Origin of the sequence: Microbispora sp. NPDC046933 (assembly GCF_040644635.1) — a bacterium.
Lineage (GTDB): Bacteria > Actinomycetota > Actinomycetes > Streptosporangiales > Streptosporangiaceae > Microbispora.
Genome location: NZ_JBEYWW010000019.1, coordinates 14,472 through 29,668, shown reverse-complemented (window position 1 = coordinate 29,668; position 15,197 = coordinate 14,472). Strand labels below are relative to the sequence as shown.

18 protein-coding genes and 1 pseudogene are annotated in these 15,197 nt (G+C 73.0%); 11 read left to right on the top strand and 8 right to left on the bottom strand.

What is annotated here, in order from left to right; all coding sequences use genetic code 11:
• Window positions 1-148 precede the first annotated feature (148 nt).
• The gene (locus ABZ857_RS24540; RefSeq protein ID WP_357046547.1) at window positions 149-1,057 is read left to right on the top strand and encodes an AzlC family ABC transporter permease; all 909 of its coding nucleotides are present in this window, start codon (window positions 149-151) and stop codon (window positions 1,055-1,057) included.
• Window positions 1,054-1,359 carry an AzlD domain-containing protein gene (locus tag ABZ857_RS24535; RefSeq protein ID WP_357046545.1) on the top strand — a complete coding sequence of 102 codons (306 nt, stop codon included), beginning with the start codon at window positions 1,054-1,056 and terminating at the stop codon, window positions 1,357-1,359. Before ABZ857_RS24540 ends, ABZ857_RS24535 begins: the two co-directional genes overlap by 4 nt.
• A gap of 89 nt (window positions 1,360-1,448) precedes the next feature.
• On the opposite strand, the gene ABZ857_RS24530 is transcribed toward ABZ857_RS24535, so the two are convergent.
• Both ABZ857_RS24530 and ABZ857_RS24525 read right to left on the bottom strand, forming a co-directional pair.
• Window positions 1,449-2,525 carry an ATP-dependent DNA ligase gene (locus ABZ857_RS24530; protein ID WP_357046801.1) on the bottom strand — a complete coding sequence of 359 codons (1,077 nt, stop codon included), beginning with the start codon at window positions 2,523-2,525 and terminating at the stop codon, window positions 1,449-1,451.
• Window positions 2,526-2,541: 16 nt separating this feature from the next.
• Entirely contained in the window at window positions 2,542-3,279 is a 738-nt protein-coding gene (locus tag ABZ857_RS24525) for a pyrimidine reductase family protein (RefSeq protein WP_357046543.1), read from the bottom strand.
• 335 nt (window positions 3,280-3,614) lie between these two features.
• Here ABZ857_RS24525 and ABZ857_RS24520 point away from each other — a divergent pair, with 335 nt between their 5' ends.
• Window positions 3,615-4,667 carry a tyrosinase family protein gene (locus tag ABZ857_RS24520; RefSeq protein ID WP_357046541.1) on the top strand — a complete coding sequence of 351 codons (1,053 nt, stop codon included), beginning with the start codon at window positions 3,615-3,617 and terminating at the stop codon, window positions 4,665-4,667.
• 276 nt (window positions 4,668-4,943) lie between these two features.
• Here the strand turns inward: ABZ857_RS24520 and ABZ857_RS24515 are convergent, their stop codons facing one another.
• The 3 genes from ABZ857_RS24515 to ABZ857_RS24505 all read right to left on the bottom strand — a co-directional run bounded on the left by ABZ857_RS24515 (window position 4,944) and on the right by ABZ857_RS24505 (window position 6,580).
• Complete coding sequence (locus ABZ857_RS24515; protein WP_357046540.1) at window positions 4,944-5,240, bottom strand: hypothetical protein; 297 nt, start codon at window positions 5,238-5,240, stop codon at window positions 4,944-4,946.
• A 229-nt stretch (window positions 5,241-5,469) separates the two neighbouring features.
• Entirely contained in the window at window positions 5,470-5,637 is a 168-nt protein-coding gene (locus ABZ857_RS24510; RefSeq protein ID WP_357046538.1) for a hypothetical protein, read from the bottom strand.
• A gap of 322 nt (window positions 5,638-5,959) precedes the next feature.
• Window positions 5,960-6,580: a peptidase inhibitor family I36 protein gene (locus ABZ857_RS24505; protein WP_357046536.1), complete on the bottom strand. Its 621-nt coding sequence runs from the start codon at window positions 6,578-6,580 to the stop codon at window positions 5,960-5,962.
• A 39-nt stretch (window positions 6,581-6,619) separates the two neighbouring features.
• On the opposite strand from ABZ857_RS24505, the pseudogene ABZ857_RS24500 reads away from it, so the two are divergent.
• The 3 genes and pseudogenes from ABZ857_RS24500 to ABZ857_RS24490 form a co-directional block, all read left to right on the top strand.
• Window positions 6,620-7,210: pseudogene (locus ABZ857_RS24500) on the top strand (helix-turn-helix transcriptional regulator); the annotation flags it as partial.
• Window positions 7,211-7,381: 171 nt separating this feature from the next.
• The gene (locus ABZ857_RS24495; protein WP_357046799.1) at window positions 7,382-8,128 is read left to right on the top strand and encodes a peptidoglycan-binding protein; all 747 of its coding nucleotides are present in this window, start codon (window positions 7,382-7,384) and stop codon (window positions 8,126-8,128) included.
• 140 nt (window positions 8,129-8,268) lie between these two features.
• Window positions 8,269-8,562, top strand: a complete 294-nt coding sequence (locus ABZ857_RS24490) for a hypothetical protein (protein ID WP_357046534.1) — start codon at window positions 8,269-8,271, stop codon at window positions 8,560-8,562.
• A gap of 78 nt (window positions 8,563-8,640) precedes the next feature.
• On the opposite strand, the gene ligD is transcribed toward ABZ857_RS24490, so the two are convergent.
• A complete protein-coding gene (gene ligD / locus ABZ857_RS24485) occupies window positions 8,641-9,654 on the bottom strand; it encodes a non-homologous end-joining DNA ligase (RefSeq protein ID WP_357046532.1) in 1,014 nt (337 codons plus the stop codon).
• On the opposite strand from ligD, the gene ABZ857_RS24480 reads away from it, so the two are divergent.
• Window positions 9,653-9,883 carry a hypothetical protein gene (locus ABZ857_RS24480; protein WP_357046530.1) on the top strand — a complete coding sequence of 77 codons (231 nt, stop codon included), beginning with the start codon at window positions 9,653-9,655 and terminating at the stop codon, window positions 9,881-9,883. The genes ligD and ABZ857_RS24480 overlap by 2 nt on opposite strands.
• Before the next feature lie 184 nt (window positions 9,884-10,067).
• A complete protein-coding gene (gene msrB, locus ABZ857_RS24475) occupies window positions 10,068-10,469 on the top strand; it encodes a peptide-methionine (R)-S-oxide reductase MsrB (protein ID WP_357046528.1) in 402 nt (133 codons plus the stop codon).
• Between the two features lie 3 nt (window positions 10,470-10,472).
• Here msrB and ABZ857_RS24470 read toward each other — a convergent pair whose 3' ends face one another.
• Window positions 10,473-11,066, bottom strand: a complete 594-nt coding sequence (locus ABZ857_RS24470) for a hypothetical protein (protein ID WP_357046526.1) — start codon at window positions 11,064-11,066, stop codon at window positions 10,473-10,475.
• A 143-nt stretch (window positions 11,067-11,209) separates the two neighbouring features.
• On the opposite strand from ABZ857_RS24470, the gene ABZ857_RS24465 reads away from it, so the two are divergent.
• From ABZ857_RS24465 to ABZ857_RS24455, 3 genes are all read left to right on the top strand, one after another.
• Window positions 11,210-13,057 carry a sensor histidine kinase gene (locus ABZ857_RS24465; RefSeq protein ID WP_357046524.1) on the top strand — a complete coding sequence of 616 codons (1,848 nt, stop codon included), beginning with the start codon at window positions 11,210-11,212 and terminating at the stop codon, window positions 13,055-13,057.
• A complete protein-coding gene (locus ABZ857_RS24460) occupies window positions 13,042-13,695 on the top strand; it encodes a response regulator transcription factor (RefSeq protein ID WP_357046522.1) in 654 nt (217 codons plus the stop codon). The genes ABZ857_RS24465 and ABZ857_RS24460 overlap by 16 nt, the downstream gene beginning before the upstream one ends.
• A 126-nt stretch (window positions 13,696-13,821) precedes the next feature.
• Window positions 13,822-14,457 carry a hypothetical protein gene (locus ABZ857_RS24455; RefSeq protein ID WP_357046520.1) on the top strand — a complete coding sequence of 212 codons (636 nt, stop codon included), beginning with the start codon at window positions 13,822-13,824 and terminating at the stop codon, window positions 14,455-14,457.
• Here the strand turns inward: ABZ857_RS24455 and hemQ are convergent.
• The gene (hemQ, locus tag ABZ857_RS24450; protein WP_357046518.1) at window positions 14,429-15,130 is read right to left on the bottom strand and encodes a hydrogen peroxide-dependent heme synthase; all 702 of its coding nucleotides are present in this window, start codon (window positions 15,128-15,130) and stop codon (window positions 14,429-14,431) included. The genes ABZ857_RS24455 and hemQ overlap by 29 nt on opposite strands.
• Window positions 15,131-15,197 lie beyond the last annotated feature (67 nt).

The following is a 15,197-nucleotide window of genomic DNA, read 5'->3' as shown; positions in this document are numbered from 1 at the left end:
TGCCCACGCCGACAGGGTGCCCGCCGACAGGCCCGGTCGCGGCCGGGCACGACCCCGGCGGACCCGCCTGCCGTGCGGGTTGGTGGCGCGAACCCGGCCGCTTACCCCCATAGGGGGCATTCCTGCATACTTCGTTACTCTCGGGCGAATGACCACGACACCAGTGCAGGCCGGCCTGCCGCCGAAGCCCCGGGCGGCGGTCGTGCGGGACGCCCTCGGGGTCGGCACGGCGGTCGGCCTGTCCGGCTTCGCGTTCGGCGTCACCTCGGCGGGTGCGGGGATGACCGTCGTCCAGACCTGCGTGCTGTCGCTGTTCGTGTTCACCGGGGCGTCCCAGTTCGCGCTGGTGGGCGCACTCGGCTCCGGCGGGAACCCGCTCGCCGCCGCGGCCGGGGCGCTGCTGCTCGGCGTACGGAACGCTTTCTACGGGCTGCGGCTGTCGCAGTTGCTCGGGCTTCCCGCGGCGGTCCGCCCGGTCGCCGCGCAGTGGGTGATCGACGAGACCTCCGCCGTGGCCCTGGCCCAGCCCGACCGGCGCCTCGCCCGGCTCGGGTTCACGGTCACCGGGGTCAGCCTGTACGCCGGCTGGAACATCACCACGTTCCTGGGCGCGCTGGGCGCCTCCGCGCTCGGCGACCCGGCGGCCTGGGGGCTCGACGCCGCCGGCCCGGCCGTCTTCCTCGCCCTGCTCCTTCCCATGCTCCGGGCCCGCTCCTCCCCCGCGCCCGCCGCCGCTCCCGCTCCCGCTGCTTCTCCCGCCGCCGCTCCCGCTGCTTCTCCCGAATCGGCCGGCGACGCGGCCCGCCCGCACGCCGCGCCGCCCGGCACACCGCCCGGCCGGGGCCCGCTCCTCCGGGTGCTCGTCCGGGCGCTCGTCCCGGCGCTCGTCCGGCGCGAGGAGGCGACGGTGGCGGCGCTGGCCGTCGTGCTCGCCCTCGCCTGCGTGCCGTTCGTGCCCGCGGGCGTGCCGGTGCTGGTGGCCGTGCTCGCCGCGCCCGCCGTGCTGGCCGCGTCCCGGCTCCTCGCCCGCCGCTCCCACCGAGGAGGACGCCGATGATCTGGGTCGCGATCGTGGTCACCGCCGCCGGGTGCTACGCGGTGAAGCTCCTCGGGCTGTCGGTGCCGGCGGCGGTGCTGGAGCGGCCACTCGTGCGCAGGCTGGCCGCGCTGGTGCCGATCGCGGCGCTGGCCGCGCTGATCGCCTTGCAGACCTTCGCCGACGGCCGCTCGCTCGTCGTCGACGCCCGGGCCGCCGGGCTCGCCGCGGCGGCCGTCGCGCTGCTGCTGCGCGCGCCGTTCCTGGTGATCGTCGCCGTCGCCGTCGTCGTCACCGCCGCCGTCCGCGCCCTGACCGGCTGAGGGCCCGGTCACGGGGGACGGGAACCCGGCCGCATGCCGCATGCCGCCCGCGTGGTGCGTCCGGCGCTGACCGCGGACGCCGGCCCGGCTCAGCGGGCGAGGATCTTGTCGAGGTCGTAGCTCACCGGGCGTTCGAGCTGTTCGTAGGTGCAGGACGCGGGGGTGCGGTCCGGGCGCCAGCGGCGGAACTGGGCGGTGTGACGGAACCGGTCGCCCTCCATGTGGTCGTAGGCCACCTCGACGACCCGTTCCGGCCGCAGCGGGATGAACGACAGGTCCTTCTTGGCGTTCCACCGCGACATGGCGCCGGGCAGGCGCTGGCCCTCGGCGCCGCCCGCCGCGACCTCGGCCCAGTGCCCCCACGGATGCTCGCTCAGGTCCTCCACCCGGTAGGGCGCGAGCTCCTCGACGAGCTCCTCACGCCGCTTCATCGGGAACGACGCCGCGACGCCCACGTGGTGCAGGCGGCCGTCGGGCGAGTAGAGCCCGAGCAGCAGCGAACCGACGACCGGCCCTGACTTGTGCTCGCGGTAGCCCGCCACCACGCAGTCGGCCGTCCGCTCGTGCTTGACCTTGAACATCACGCGCTTGTCCGGCACGTACGGCTGGTCGCCCGGCTTGACGACGATGCCGTCCAGCCCGGCGCCCTCGAACGCGTCGAACCACTCGGCGGCCCGGCCCTCGTCCTGGGTGACCGGCGTGAGCCGTACGGACCGGCCCGCACCCGCCAGCATCTCCTCCAGCCGGGCCCTCCGCTCCGAGAACGGCGCCTCCATGAGGTCCTCCGTCGCGGTGGCGAGCAGGTCGAAGGCGACGAAGGAGGCGGGCGTGTTCTCGGCCAGGAGCCGCACCCGGGACTGCGCGGGATGGATGCGCTGCTGCAGCGCGTCGAAGTCGAGCGACTGTCCCCTGATCAGCACGATCTCGCCGTCCACGACGCACTTGGGCGGCAGCTCCCGCCTGACGGCCTCGACCAGCTCGGGGAAGTAGCGCGTGAAGGGCCGCTCGTTCCTGCTGCCCAGGAAGACCTCGTCGCCGTCCCGGAAGACGATGCAGCGGAAGCCGTCCCACTTCGGCTCGTAGTAGAGCGTGCCGTCCTGCTTCGGCAGCCCCTTGACGGCCTTGGCGAGCATCGGCGCGACCGGCGGCACGACCGGCAGGTTCAGGTCGGGGATCTGCGGCTCAACCGGAAGCTTCATCCTGCGCCTCCCTGATGTATCGGCAGAAGAGGAAGCCGTCCTCTTCGAGCACCTGGGCGAGGGTCAGCGGCGTGTGCGACGCGACGCCGTCCAGTATGCGCGCCGCGTCGCCGCCGACCAGCAGCGGGCTCACGGTCAGCGCCAGCTCGTCGACCAGGCCGGCGGCGGCGAGCTGCGCGTTCACCCGGGGGCCGCCCTCGCACAGGACGCGGCCGAGTCCCCGGTCGCGCAGTTCGCTCACGGCCCTCGCGAGATCGACCCGCTCGTCGCCCGCGACGATCAGGTCGGCCTTTCCGGCCGCCTCCTCGCGGCGGTCCTTCGGCGCCGACTCCGTCGTGATCACGATCGTCCGGGCGTACGGCTCCGCCTCGATGAACAGCGGGCTGTCGAGATCGAGGTCGAGGCGGCGGGTGACGACGGCGATGGGCGGCGCCGGGGGCCTGCCCTCCCGCAGCGCCCGCCACGACTCGCGCGGGCGGGCCGGGCGGTATCCCTCCGTGCGGACGGTGGCGGCCCCGGCCAGCACCACGTCGGCCAGGCCGCGCAGCAGACCGAAGATCCGCTTGTCGGCCCGGCCGGACAGGCCCTCCGAGTGGCCCTCGACCCAGGCCGCGCCGTCGGCGCTGGCCACCATGTTGAGGCGCAGCCAGTGGTCGCGCGGGTAGGCGTAGGCGGCGGGGATGTCCGGCTCGTCCTCGGTGGAGGGGTGGATGCGGCGCACGCTTCCTACAGTGGCACACCGCACCGACAACGCCGCCCGCGACGCCCCGTCCCACGTTCTCCGTCCTGGGCGGCCACCCGCCTCACACTCCCCGCCCCATGTTCTCCGCCGCGGGCGGCAACCCGCCTCGCACTCCCCGCCGACGCCGTCCTCCTCGGCCGCCACCGTCCTCCGCCGCCGCCCCCTCGCCCCGCCTCCCACCGCCGCCGCGGGCCACGGCCGGTCCGTCTCAGGGCCGACACGGCGCGGAATTCACGTCCCGGGCGGCTTAGTCGTTCTAGTCTTTCCGCCGATCGGAACAGGCCACGGAATCCGGTGACATTCGGGGGGCGGAAATGCGTGGGCCGAGCAGGCGGGAGATGCTGGCGTCGGCGGTGTGGGGCACGGCGGCGATCGCGGTCGGGGTGCGCGGGACGGCGGCGCACGCGGACCCGGCCCCGCCGGCCCGCGGGCGGGCCGCCGGAACGACCACCCGCGGGCACGCCCGCGACATGAACACCCGCGGGCAGGCCCGCGACATGACCAGCCATGGGCAGGCCCGCGACATGACCACCCGCGGACACGCCCGCGACATGAACACCCGCGGGCAGGCCCGCGACATGAGCACCCGCGGGCAGGTCGGCGACATGAGCACCCGCCGACGGGTCGGCGACATGAGCACGGCGCAGTGGGAGGCGTTCGTCCGGGCGGTGCGCGCGCTGAAGGCGCGGGGGACCTACGACGCGCTGGTCAAGACCTACGCGGACGACTTCATGGACACCCACGCCAACGGCTTCTTCCTGCCGTGGCAGCGCAGATACCTTCTGGACTTCGAGCGGGAGCTCCGGCGCGTCGATCCTGCGGTGTCCGTGCCGTACTGGGACTGGACCCTCGACGGCCGGGCGCCGGAGCGCTCGGCGGTGCTGTCGAAGGCGTATTTCGGGGGAAACGGGAGCGCCACGCACGATCAGGCCGTGCTCGACGGCGCGTTCGCCGGGTGGACGGCCACAGTCCCGCGGATGCATCCGCTCCGGCGTTCGTACGCCGACGGAGAGAGGATTCCCGCGTGGGCCTCCACCGGTCTCATCGCCAACATGCTGAAAAATCCTGATTTCCAGCTGTTCAACATGCAGCTGGAGATCCACATCGGCGCGGTGCAGATGGGCATCGGCGGCGACCTGGCCCAGCCCGCCGCCCCGAACGATCCTCTGTACTGGGCCGTCGCCTGCTTCGGCGACCTGCTGTGGCACATGTGGCGGTGCCGCCATCCGAAGGCCCGGGTCCGGTCGGCGTACGGGAACGTCACCGAGGAGAGCCGCCTGCCCAGGTACGGCGACACGGTCGCGGCCGTCCTGGACATCGAGAAGCTGGGCTACCGCTACGACGGCGGGTGGCCGCGGACGCGCTGAGCCGTGCCCCGGCGGGCCCCCGCCCGGCACCGCGGATCGCCGGCAGGGACCGGCTCGCGGAGGCCGCGGAAGCTCGATCGCCGGCGTGGATGGCGCCGGATGTGTCGCCGGCGCGGCACGGCCCAGCTCGCGCGGGTCGGGCGGGCGACCGGATGCGCGTGTGGCCCCGCCCTCTCCGGAGGGCGGAGCCACGTGCGGATCGGCCGGTTCCCGGGCGGCCGGCGCGTCGCCGGAGGCGCGTGCCGCGCTCGCGGCCCGGCGGACGCGGCCCGCGTGTCAGGCCCTGGACGTCGTGGCGCGGGCCCGGCCGGTCGTCTGGCCGACGGTCTCCCTCTCCCGCTCCCTTTCCTGCCTCTCCTGCGCCTGGCGCGCGGACCTGGAGAGGTCCTCCAGCTCGTGGGCGGTCTCCTCGAACTCCTGCGCGGCCTCCCGGCTCATCCTGCTCACGATCCTGCGGCCGCGGACGGCCATGTCCTCGTACACCTCGCCGGCCTTGGCGAGGGCGTACGGGCCGACGCCGGCGAGGGCGCAGAACGGCTTGGACATCGTGATCCTCTTGACCGGTGTTGTCACTTGGTCACTCTCCATACATATCGGTCTAGCGGCGGCTTCCACCTGTTCCAGTCAGGGGAAAACGGCCCGCCCTCCTGCGGAGGCGAGGGCCGGCCGGTGTTCTCCGGGTTTCGTTCCTTGCGCGGTCGTGCCCGGGGCGCGTGCCCGCTCCCCGTCGCCGATCGCACGTCGCCGATCACACCCCGGGCCATCCCCGCGTCTGCGCCGGACGCGGGGTCGGGGCCCGGCGTCAGGAAGGTGGCGTGCCGAGGGACGCCATGCCGGACCTGATGTTGTCGGCGGCCTGCGCCGGGCTGATGTCCGCAGCCCTGGAGGCCTTCTGCAGGTCCGTCCAGGTGATGTGGTCGGGATTCCCGTGGTCGTCGTCAGGCTCGCCGCAGCCGCAGCTCAGGCACATCCGGATGTCTCCCCCCGCTCGGTCTTGTGCAAGGCGGCCTCGCCCTCGGCAGCGGTGCGAGGGCGAGGCTCTTCAGGTGTTCCAGGTTCGTCCGTGCGCGGTCTTGCCCGGGGATGAGCGCCCGCTCCCCCGTCGGCGAGCGCTCACCAGGACCATCCCCGCAGCCGTCTCCAGGGACACCGGGCGGGAATGCAAGAGCCGATCAAGAGCAGAGACAGGCGTACAAAAACGCGATGTCCGCGATCACCCGGCCACGATCGGGCCGCCGGTGGTCCTGCCCCGGGTAGGACCACCGGCGGCGCCGGATCGTCACATGGCCGTGTCAGCAGGGGTCGACCATGTCGATGACGTCGTTGATCTTGCCGCCGTTGTCCATGCGCTTGTCGATGGCGAGGTTCGCCCTCCTGTCAAAGGCGTACGTCCAGAACGCCTGCACCCATCTGCCTTCCCAGTTGTAGAAGTTCGCTCGCGTGCCGGAGGTCTGGTTGTTGATCATGGAGGAGATGCGGTCGTTCCACTTCGGCCCCGACGCGCCGGTCCCGACCCATGCGCCGTCGGGATAGCGCGCACCGCCCAGGTCGTACTGCGAGCACGCCTCCCAGGCGAGCCCGTAGCCGCTCATGTTCGAGTTCTCCCACACGCACAGGTTGTAGTAGGCGCACGTGCCGGCCGCGATGGCGGCCTCCGCCCCTCCGGCCGTCGGCAGCAGGAGGAAGACGCCGTCCGCGATCTCGACCCTGCCCGCGCCGGCGGGCTTGGCGGCGGGGTTCAGCCGCAGGATGTCCTGGACGGTGAGCGGGGCGGCCTGAGCGGACGAGGAACCGGAGCCGGCTGAGGGGGTGGGGTCGTCCGAGGCGTACGCCGATCCCGTCGTGGCCGGCAGCACGACAAGCGCTCCCAGCACCGCGCCGATCAGGGCGGTCATTCTGAAGCTTTTTCGCATGACAATTCCTTTCCTGGTTTCCGGACCGCGCTCCCGCAGATGCGCCGGTCGCTGGAGGGGGAAAAGCCCGGCCGTTTCGACCAGGCCGGAAAATCTTTATCGGTCGGTTTGGCCGCCCACCGAAGCCCGGCTCGCCGTGTAAAGAGGAACGAATTCAGGTCTTCTGCCGGACCGGACAGCACTGTCCTTTTCCACGACGGGCGGCCGTGTAGGTCGCGGTTCCCCCGAACTCCCCGGCCGGCCCCTTCCCGCCGAACGATTCTCCGTTGCCACCCAGTTTTCTGCGCGCCGTCCCTGCGGGGTCAAGGGAGGACCCGCAAGTTGGGACGACGGGATGGGAAAACGCGTTCCGGCCTGCGGCTCTGGCAAATGCGCGGGACGCCGTGGTGGGATGGTTCCACGCTTTGTCGGCCCTCCCCGGAGCGCGTGATGATTGAGCATGATCTAGCGGAGTTCGCCGGTTACCTGCAGCGAATGAAGGACAAGGCAGGGCGCAGTTACGAGGCTCTTGCCCGGCGCACCGGAATCAGCAGCTCCGCGCTGCACCGTTACTGCACGGGAAGAGGCCTCCCACCGGACTTCGGCACTGCCGAGCGCATGGCGAAGGCATGCGGAGCCACCGCCGAAGAACTACTCGAACTGCATCGGCAGTGGATCCGCGCGGAGGCGGCCCAGACCCGGTCCAGAGCCGGGGGGACACCCCTCGGCGCACGAAATCCGGAGAGCGCGGATGAACAGATCCGGGCGGAGGAATCCGCATCCCGGCCCGGTTCGCGCCCTCTCGAAGCGGCGGACGGGCCGGTGCCCGCGGACGAACCGGAGACGGAGCCGAGGGGCCACCCCTCCCGGCGCCGCCGCATCGCCGTGCTGACGAGTTGCTTCGTCGCGATCGCCGTGGCGACGACGGCACTGGTGACGTACGTCCGGGCCCGGCCACAGCCGGGGGTGGTCGAGAAGTCCCCGGACGACGGCCGCCTCCTCCTGTCCCGGGCCTGCCCACCGGCGATGGCCATGGGCGAGCACGACGAGTGCGTCCGCGAGTTACAGAGGCTCCTCATCAAGGCCGGCGGACGCCTGGAGGCGGACGCCGACTTCGGCCCTGCGACCCTCCGGAACGTGGTGGCGTTTCAGGTGCTGGCCGGGCTGCCGCCGAACGGCCTGGTGGACCGCACCACCGCGGAGGCGCTCTACACGGCCGGTGTGGAGATGCGCAGCTGGTCCCCCGAGCAGGTGGAGAACCGGATCAGGCAGGTCTTCCCCGAGGAGCCGCACCGCGCCATCGGCATCGCCAGGTGCATGTCCTTTCTCGATCCCTTCTACTCTCTGCCCAACGTCAACGGCACACGCAACTGGGGGGTCTTCCAGATCTCCGACGGCCGCCTGACGGAGCTGGGCGGCACCCCCCTCAAGGCGTTCGACCCCGAATGGAACATCCAGGCCGCCCGGCGCCTGTGGAGCCAGCACCGGGATTTCAGGCACTGGGAGAACTGCGACCAGGCGTACCGGCAGCAGCAGACGCCGTCCGGGCAGGAGCGCACTCCCCGCTGAGGTCGCCGCGGATCCGCCGGTCGGGCGTGACGACCGGAGCCGGCACCTTCCCGGGACTACAGGGCCGGCCCGTGGTAAACCGCCGGGAATGCCGGGTCGTCTCCTATGAGCCAACATCCCCCAGCCTTCAAGGAGAGCACGTGCTCCGTCGTCTCCTGGCCGCGGGCGCGCTTGTCGCGTCCGCTCTCGTCACCCCCGCCGCGCTGGCCGTGCCGGCCCACGCCTCCGCCTCATCCGCCTCCGCCTCGGCTGCGGCGAACTGCTACACACGGGTTGGCAACCACTGGAACTGCATCACCCCGGGCGCCTACTGCCCGGCCGCGGCCCACGGGAAGTACGGGTACGCCAAGGTCACGAAGAAGCGGTACAAGTGCAGCTACTACAGCAGCAACTACAGCAGCGACGGCCGCTGGCACTGGAAGCGCGCCTACTGACCCGGACCCCTGGGAACGGCCCGCCCTCCGGCTCTCGCCCGGGGGAGAGCGGGCCGCCGAGCGTCCGGGTCACCACGTTCATCCGGCAGGATTCTCCCCGCTGGACGGCCTTGCCTTGCTGGGCTGGACGCGCCTCGGCTCGCCGGGCATCTTCGGGTAGTTCGGCGGGTACGGCATGTCGCCCCGGTCGTCGGCGTCGTACCAATCCAGCAGCGTGCCGATGTCGTAGGCCCGGTCGTCGATCGCCCGCTGCACGTCGCCCAACTCGGCGAACCGCTCCGGCATCGTCGTGATGTCGAAGTCGCGCGGGTCGCAGCCGGCCAGCTCCTCCCAGGTCACGGGGGCGGAGACCCGGGCGTCGGGCCGCGCCCGGACCGAGTAGGCGGCGACCACCGTGCGGTCGCGGGCGTTCTGGTTGTAGTCGATGAAGACCTTCTCCCCCCGTTCTTCCTTCCACCAGGCGCTCGTCGCGAGGTCCGAGCGCCGCTCGACCTCCCGGGCGAAGGCGATCGCGGCGTACCGCACCTCCGTGAAGGTCCAGCGGGGCTCGATGCGCACGTTCACGTGGATGCCGCGACTGCCCGAGGTCTTGGGGAAGCCCGTCATGCCCAGCTCGTCGAGGATCTCCTTCGCCGTGAAGGCCACCGTACGGGCCTGCTCGAACGAGGTGCCGGGCTGTGGGTCGATGTCGATGCGCAGTTCGTCGGGGTGGTCGAGGTCGGCGCGGCGCGCGTGCCAGGGGTGGAAGTCGATCGTGCCGAGGTTGGCGCACCACGCGATGGCCGCCACCTCCGTCGGGCAGAACGCGTCGGCCGTGCGCCCGCTGGGGAAGCGCACGGTGACGGTCTCGATCCAGTCGGGATGCCGGGGCATCCGCTTCTGGTAGATCGCCTCGGTGCCGACGCCATCGGGGTGCCGCTTGAGGTAGGTCGGCCGCTCCCGCAGGGCGCGCAGCACGCCGTCCCCCACGCTCACGTAGTACTCCACCAGGTCGCGCTTGGTGGCGCCGATCTCCGGGAAGTAGACCTTGTCCGGATTGGTGACCTTGACCGTGCGGCCACCCACCTCTATCTCGATGTACGGCGAAGCCATGCACGTGACCCTACCCGTGGAGGAGGGGGTCCGTCCCGGGCTGCCGACGGCGGCCGGACCGGGCGCTCCCACGGCCGCGCCCTTCCGGCGCAGGCTCGTGGTCGCGTACGGCGCGCTCGCGTTCGGACTGCGCCGCACGCGACGGGACGGACCACGACGGCCGCCCGCGGGCGGCCTCCTCTCACCGTCCGGCGGCGTCCAGCACGGGTCGGGTGCTTCGCCGCCCTGACGGCGGTGCGGGTGACCGCCCCCGCGCGGGTGACGGCGATCAACCCCCTCGTCTGTGAAGACGCCGGAAGACCCGGGAAAGGATGCTTCGCACCGCGAACACGTGCGGGGAAGATCCCGGGCCCGCGTGGAGTTCCTCAGTTCGTAATCCCCGCGAGGGGCCGCCGAAGGCAGGGTGGTGAGCTATGGAGAAGGTCGTCAAGAGCGACGCCGAGTGGCGTGCGCAGCTTTCCCCCGAGGAGTATCGGGTCCTCCGGCAGGCGGGGACCGAGCGCCCGTTCAGCGGCGAGTACGTCGACACCAAGGCCGTCGGCGTCTACTCCTGCCGCGCCTGCGGGGCGGAGCTGTTCCGGTCGGAGACCAAGTTCGAGTCGCACTGCGGCTGGCCGTCGTTCTACGAGCCGTCCGAGTCGGACGCCGTGACCCTGCACGAGGACGACTCGCTCGGGATGCGCCGGGTGGAGGTCCGCTGCGCCCGCTGCGACTCGCACCTCGGGCACGTGTTCCACGGCGAGGGCTACCCCACGCCGACCGACGACCGGTACTGCATCAACTCCGTCTGCCTGACCCTGCGGCCGGCCGGGTGACGCCTACTTCGGCTTCGGGTAGGTGACCCGGCAGTCGTCGTCGTCCGGGCCCAGGACGTTGGCGAGGACGGGGTTGCCGTTCTCGCCGAACCTGGACTGGACGAACACCACGGGGTTGGCCTCCCCCCGCTCGGCCAGATACTCCAGGCCGCGCTTGCACAGGGTGATCGCGGCCTTGGAGTTGTCGGCGTTCTCGGGGAGGTTCGTGTAGATGCGCAGGTAGCCGCCCTCAGTGCGGATGTCCTTGACCCGCTTGGCGGTCTTGTCCTTCCACCTGCTGCGGAAATAGGCCTCCGCCTTGGTGTCGGTGTACTTCGACGGTCCCGACGCCTTCTTCTCGGCGGCCTTCTTGTCCCGCTTGTCGGCCGCCTTCTTGCCGGTGTCGACGCTGGCGACGGTCAGCTCGCCGGCCGGGGAGGCCTGCGGCGTGGGCGCGGCGACCACGCGCCCGGGAGCCGCGTCGGAACGCGACAGCGGCCAGGCGATCGCGACGGCTCCGACGGCGAAGGCGGCCACCCCCAGGGACACCTCGACGACGTGCGAACGGGCCCGCCTCTTGCGGCGGCGCCCCCTGGAACGTGCCAGCCCGCTTGCCACTCTGCCTCACATAGACGTCGATCCTTCGTCACAGTATGGCAAAGACTTCGAGCCGCCAAGACCGTTTCCGACGCTTCGCGCAAGATCCGCCAGAATGTCCCTTCTGAACGGCTCCTGTCCTCCGCCGTTCACAGGGAGGGTGCGTGCCGGCCGTCATGTCCTGGCTCGTGTTCGGGCTGGCCTGCGTCCTGGTCGCGGCCGGCGGAGCGCTGGGCGGCGCCGACCCGGTGGACGCGGCGGTCGCGCTCGGTTTCACCCCGCTCGGCGCTTATCTGGTGGCCCATCGCAGGGGCGGCGCCGTCGGTCCCTGCTGCCTCCTGACCGTGCTCGGCGCCGTCGCCTACTTCGCCGACTCCTACTCCCTCCGGCCCGGCCTTCCGGGTGCCCGGTGGGCCGCCTGGGCGGGCACGTGGACCTGGGCCCCCGCGCTGCTGACCGTGGGCGGCGTCGTGCTGCTGCTCGTGCCTGACGGCCGCCTGCCCGGGCGGGCCTGGCGGCCGGTGGCGGCGACAGGAGTGGCCGCCACTGCGGCGTTCACGGTCGTCGCCGCACTGGTGCCGGAGGGTGCGGACCGGCCGTTCGCGGTCGAGGCCCTGGCGCCGGTGCGGGACGCGCTGCCGGTGGTCGTCGTGATCCTGGCCGCGACCTCGCTCGCCTGCGCGGCCGGGCTCGTCGTCCGTACGGCCAGGGCGCAGGGCGAGCAGCGCACCCAGCTGCTGTGGATCTGCCTCGGCGCCGCCGCGTTCGTGGCGGGGGTCTTCCTGCCGGCCGTCACCCGGCTGCCCGGCGCCGGCGTGCCGTTCATCCTGGCCCTGCCGGCCTGCGTCGGCGTGGCGATGCTCCGCCACGACCTGTACGGGACCGGGCCGTGGCTGCGCCGCGTGCTGACCCTGGGACTGCTGACCGGGGCGCTGGCCCTGCTGTATTTCACGGTGACCGGGCTCACCGGGGCGCACGTCGCCGCCGCGGCGGCCGTGGCGGTGGCGGTCGAGCCGCTGCACCGCTGGCTGCGCCGGGCCTCCGGCCGCATCCTGTACGGCGGCGGGGCCGACCCCGAGGCCGTCCACGCCCGGCTGGGCGCCCGCCTGGCCGCGACCTCGGAGCCCGGGGAGATCCTCGCCGCCGTCGCCGACGCCGTCGCCGAGGCGACCCGAGCCCCCTACGTGCGGGCCGAGCTGGGCACGCCCGGCGAGCCGCTGAAGGTCGTCGAGCGGGGAACGCCCGCCCCGCTCGGCGTGTCGGTGCCGCTGCGCTTCCAGGACGAGGTCCTCGGCGCTCTCGGATCGTCGGGAGGCGACGCACGGGTGCTGGCCCCGCTCGCGTCGCACGCGGGGGCCGCGCTCGCCGCCGCCCACCGCGCCGCGGCGCTGCAGCGCTCGCGGACGCTGCTGATCACGGCCAGGGAGGAGGAGCGGCGGCGGATCAGCAGGGACCTGCACGACGGGCTGGGCGCCTTCCTCGCGGGCATCGGCTTCACGGTGGACGCCGCGGGCAACGCGCTGAAGGCCGACCCGGAGCGGGCGCGCGGCCTGCTGACCCAGATCAGGACCCAGGTGGCCGACGCGGGGGCGGGCGTACGCCGCCTGGTGCGGGGACTGCGGCCGCCCGAGCTGGCCCAGCTCGGCCTGGCCGGCGCCGTCGAGCACACCGCCGCGACGCTGGGCGACGGCGGGGTGGAGATCGAGATCACGGCCGCGGATGTGAGCGGCCTGCCTGCCGCCGTGGAGGTCACGGCCTACCTGGTGGCCCGCGAGGCGCTGACCAACGCCGTGCGCCACGGCGGGCCCCGCCACTGCGCCGTACGGCTGGGCCGGGCCGCGGACGGGTTCGAGCTGAGCGTGCGCGACGACGGGCGCGGGCTCGGGCCGGAGGCCGTCCCGGGAGTCGGGCTGACCTCGATGCGGGAGCGGGTGGAGGAACTGGACGGAAAGCTGACGATCGACGCCGCCCGCGGCGGCGGAACGGTGGTGACGGCATGGATTCCCCTGTGATCAGGCTGCTCGTCGTCGACGATCACCCGGTGGTCCGCGACGGGCTCGGGGCGCTGATGTCGACGGTGGAGGGCATCGAGGTCGTCGCGGTGGCCGAGGACGGCCTGCGGGCGCTCACTGCCGTCCGCGAGCACTCCCCCGACGTGGTGCTGATGGACATCGCGATGCCGACCATGGACGGCATCGAGGCGACCCGGCGGCTGTCGGCGGGGCCCCGGCCGCCGAGCGTGGTCATGCTCACGATGTCGGACGACGACCTGTCGCTGCTGGCGGCCGTCCGCGCGGGGGCCAGGGGCTACCTGCTCAAGAACGCCGCCCAGGACGACGTGGTCGCCGCGGTGCGCGCGGCGGCCCGGGGGCAGGCCGTCTTCGGGACCGGCGCGGCCGAGGCCGTGATCAAGCTGCTGCACGCGCCGCCCCGCGTCTCCCCCCGGCCGTTCCCCGCGCTCACCGACCGGGAGTACGAGATCCTCGAACTCGTCGCATCGGGCCTCGGCAACCAGGCGATCGCGGCGCGCCTGGGCGTCAGCCCGAAGACCGTGGCCAACACCGTCTCCGGCGTCCTGGTCAAACTCGGCGTGCGCGACCGCGCCGAGGCGGTCGCCGCCGCCCGCGCGGCGGGACTCGCCACGGGCTGAGCGCGTCCGGGCGTCCCGGGGCCCGGGAGGCGTTCCCGGGCCGGCGGGAACATCGGCTCCTCCGGCCGGGATCGTCGCGGCCCGAATCTGGACGGGCAACGACAGCACCCTCCGGAGGAGAAACTCATGGACGCCACCGCGTCGCCCGGCGCTCCCGCCGGCCACACCACCCCCGACGATCGGGCCGGGGGCACGGACGACCCGGCCGGCACCGGCGCCCCGGGCCGCCGGAATCTCGTCGCCGCCGCTCCGGCCGTCGCCGCGGCGGCGGCGCTGACGCTCGGCGTGACACAGATCCTGCACAGGCAGACGGTGCCGTTCGCCTCTGTGGGCGACTACGTCTGCGAGGGCGCGTACGCCCTCTATCTGACGGCGGCGGTCGCGGCCGTCCTGACCCTGCGCCGCGTCCACGGCCGGGCGCGGGGCTGGGGACGGGTCGGCGACGCCGGAACCCTGCTGTACGGCCTCGGCCACGCGGTCGTCGCGATCCCGGTGACCGCCACCTTCGTCCTCGCCACGAACCCGCCCGACCCGCTCGGCGCGCTGTACGCGCCGGGGATCGTGCTGTGGCTGGCCGGCCTGGTCCCGCTGGCGATCGCGGCCTTCCGCTCCGCGCTGGTTCCCCGCGCCGTCGCCGTCGCCCTTCCCGCGACGCTGCCGCTGACGATGGCGCTCGGCGCGGCCGGCCCCCTGGTCGAGGCCCTGACCTGGGCCGTCCTGGGGTGGTCGATCGCTAGGGCAGCGCGGCGACGAGCTCGCTGACCGGCTTGCGGGTGCCGGTGTAGAAGGGGATCTCGATCCTGGTGTGCCGCCGCGCCTCGGCTCCGCGCAGGTGGCGCATCAGGTCGACGATGCGGTGCAGCTCGTCGGCCTCGAAGGCCAGCATCCACTCGTAGTCGTTGAGCGCGAAGCAGGCGACCGTGTTCGACCGCACGTCGGGGTAGTCGCGGGCCATCTTGCCGTGCTCGGCGAGCATCCTGCGCCGCTCGGAGTCCTCCAGCAGGTACCACTCCAGGGACCGTACGAAGGGGTAGACGCAGACGAAGCCCCTGGGCTCCTCTTCGGCGAGGAAGGCCGGAATATGGGACTTGTTGAACTCGGCCGGGCGGTGCAGGGCCATGGCCGACCAGACCGGCTCGCTCGCGCGGCCGAGGGCGGTGCGGCGGAACCGGGTGTAGGTCTCCTGCAGGTCCTCGGGTGAGGGGGCGTGCCACCAGAACATGAAGTCGGCGTCGGCGCGGAACCCGGCCACGTCGTAGCAGCCTCGGGTCGTCACGTCCTTGCCCGCCGCCTGCGCGAGCAGTTCCTCGACCTCGTCGGCCACGCCCTCACGGGCGGCGGGAAGCTGGTCGCGCAGCCGGAAGACCGACCACATCGTGTATCGGATGACCAGGTTGAGATCGCGCGCCTTGGGCCGCGGGGCAGGCTCCGTCATGCCTCCATTCTGCCGTCACGGGGTGGTGGTCCGGCCGCCGGGTGCCGCCGATCAGGCGCACCGGCGG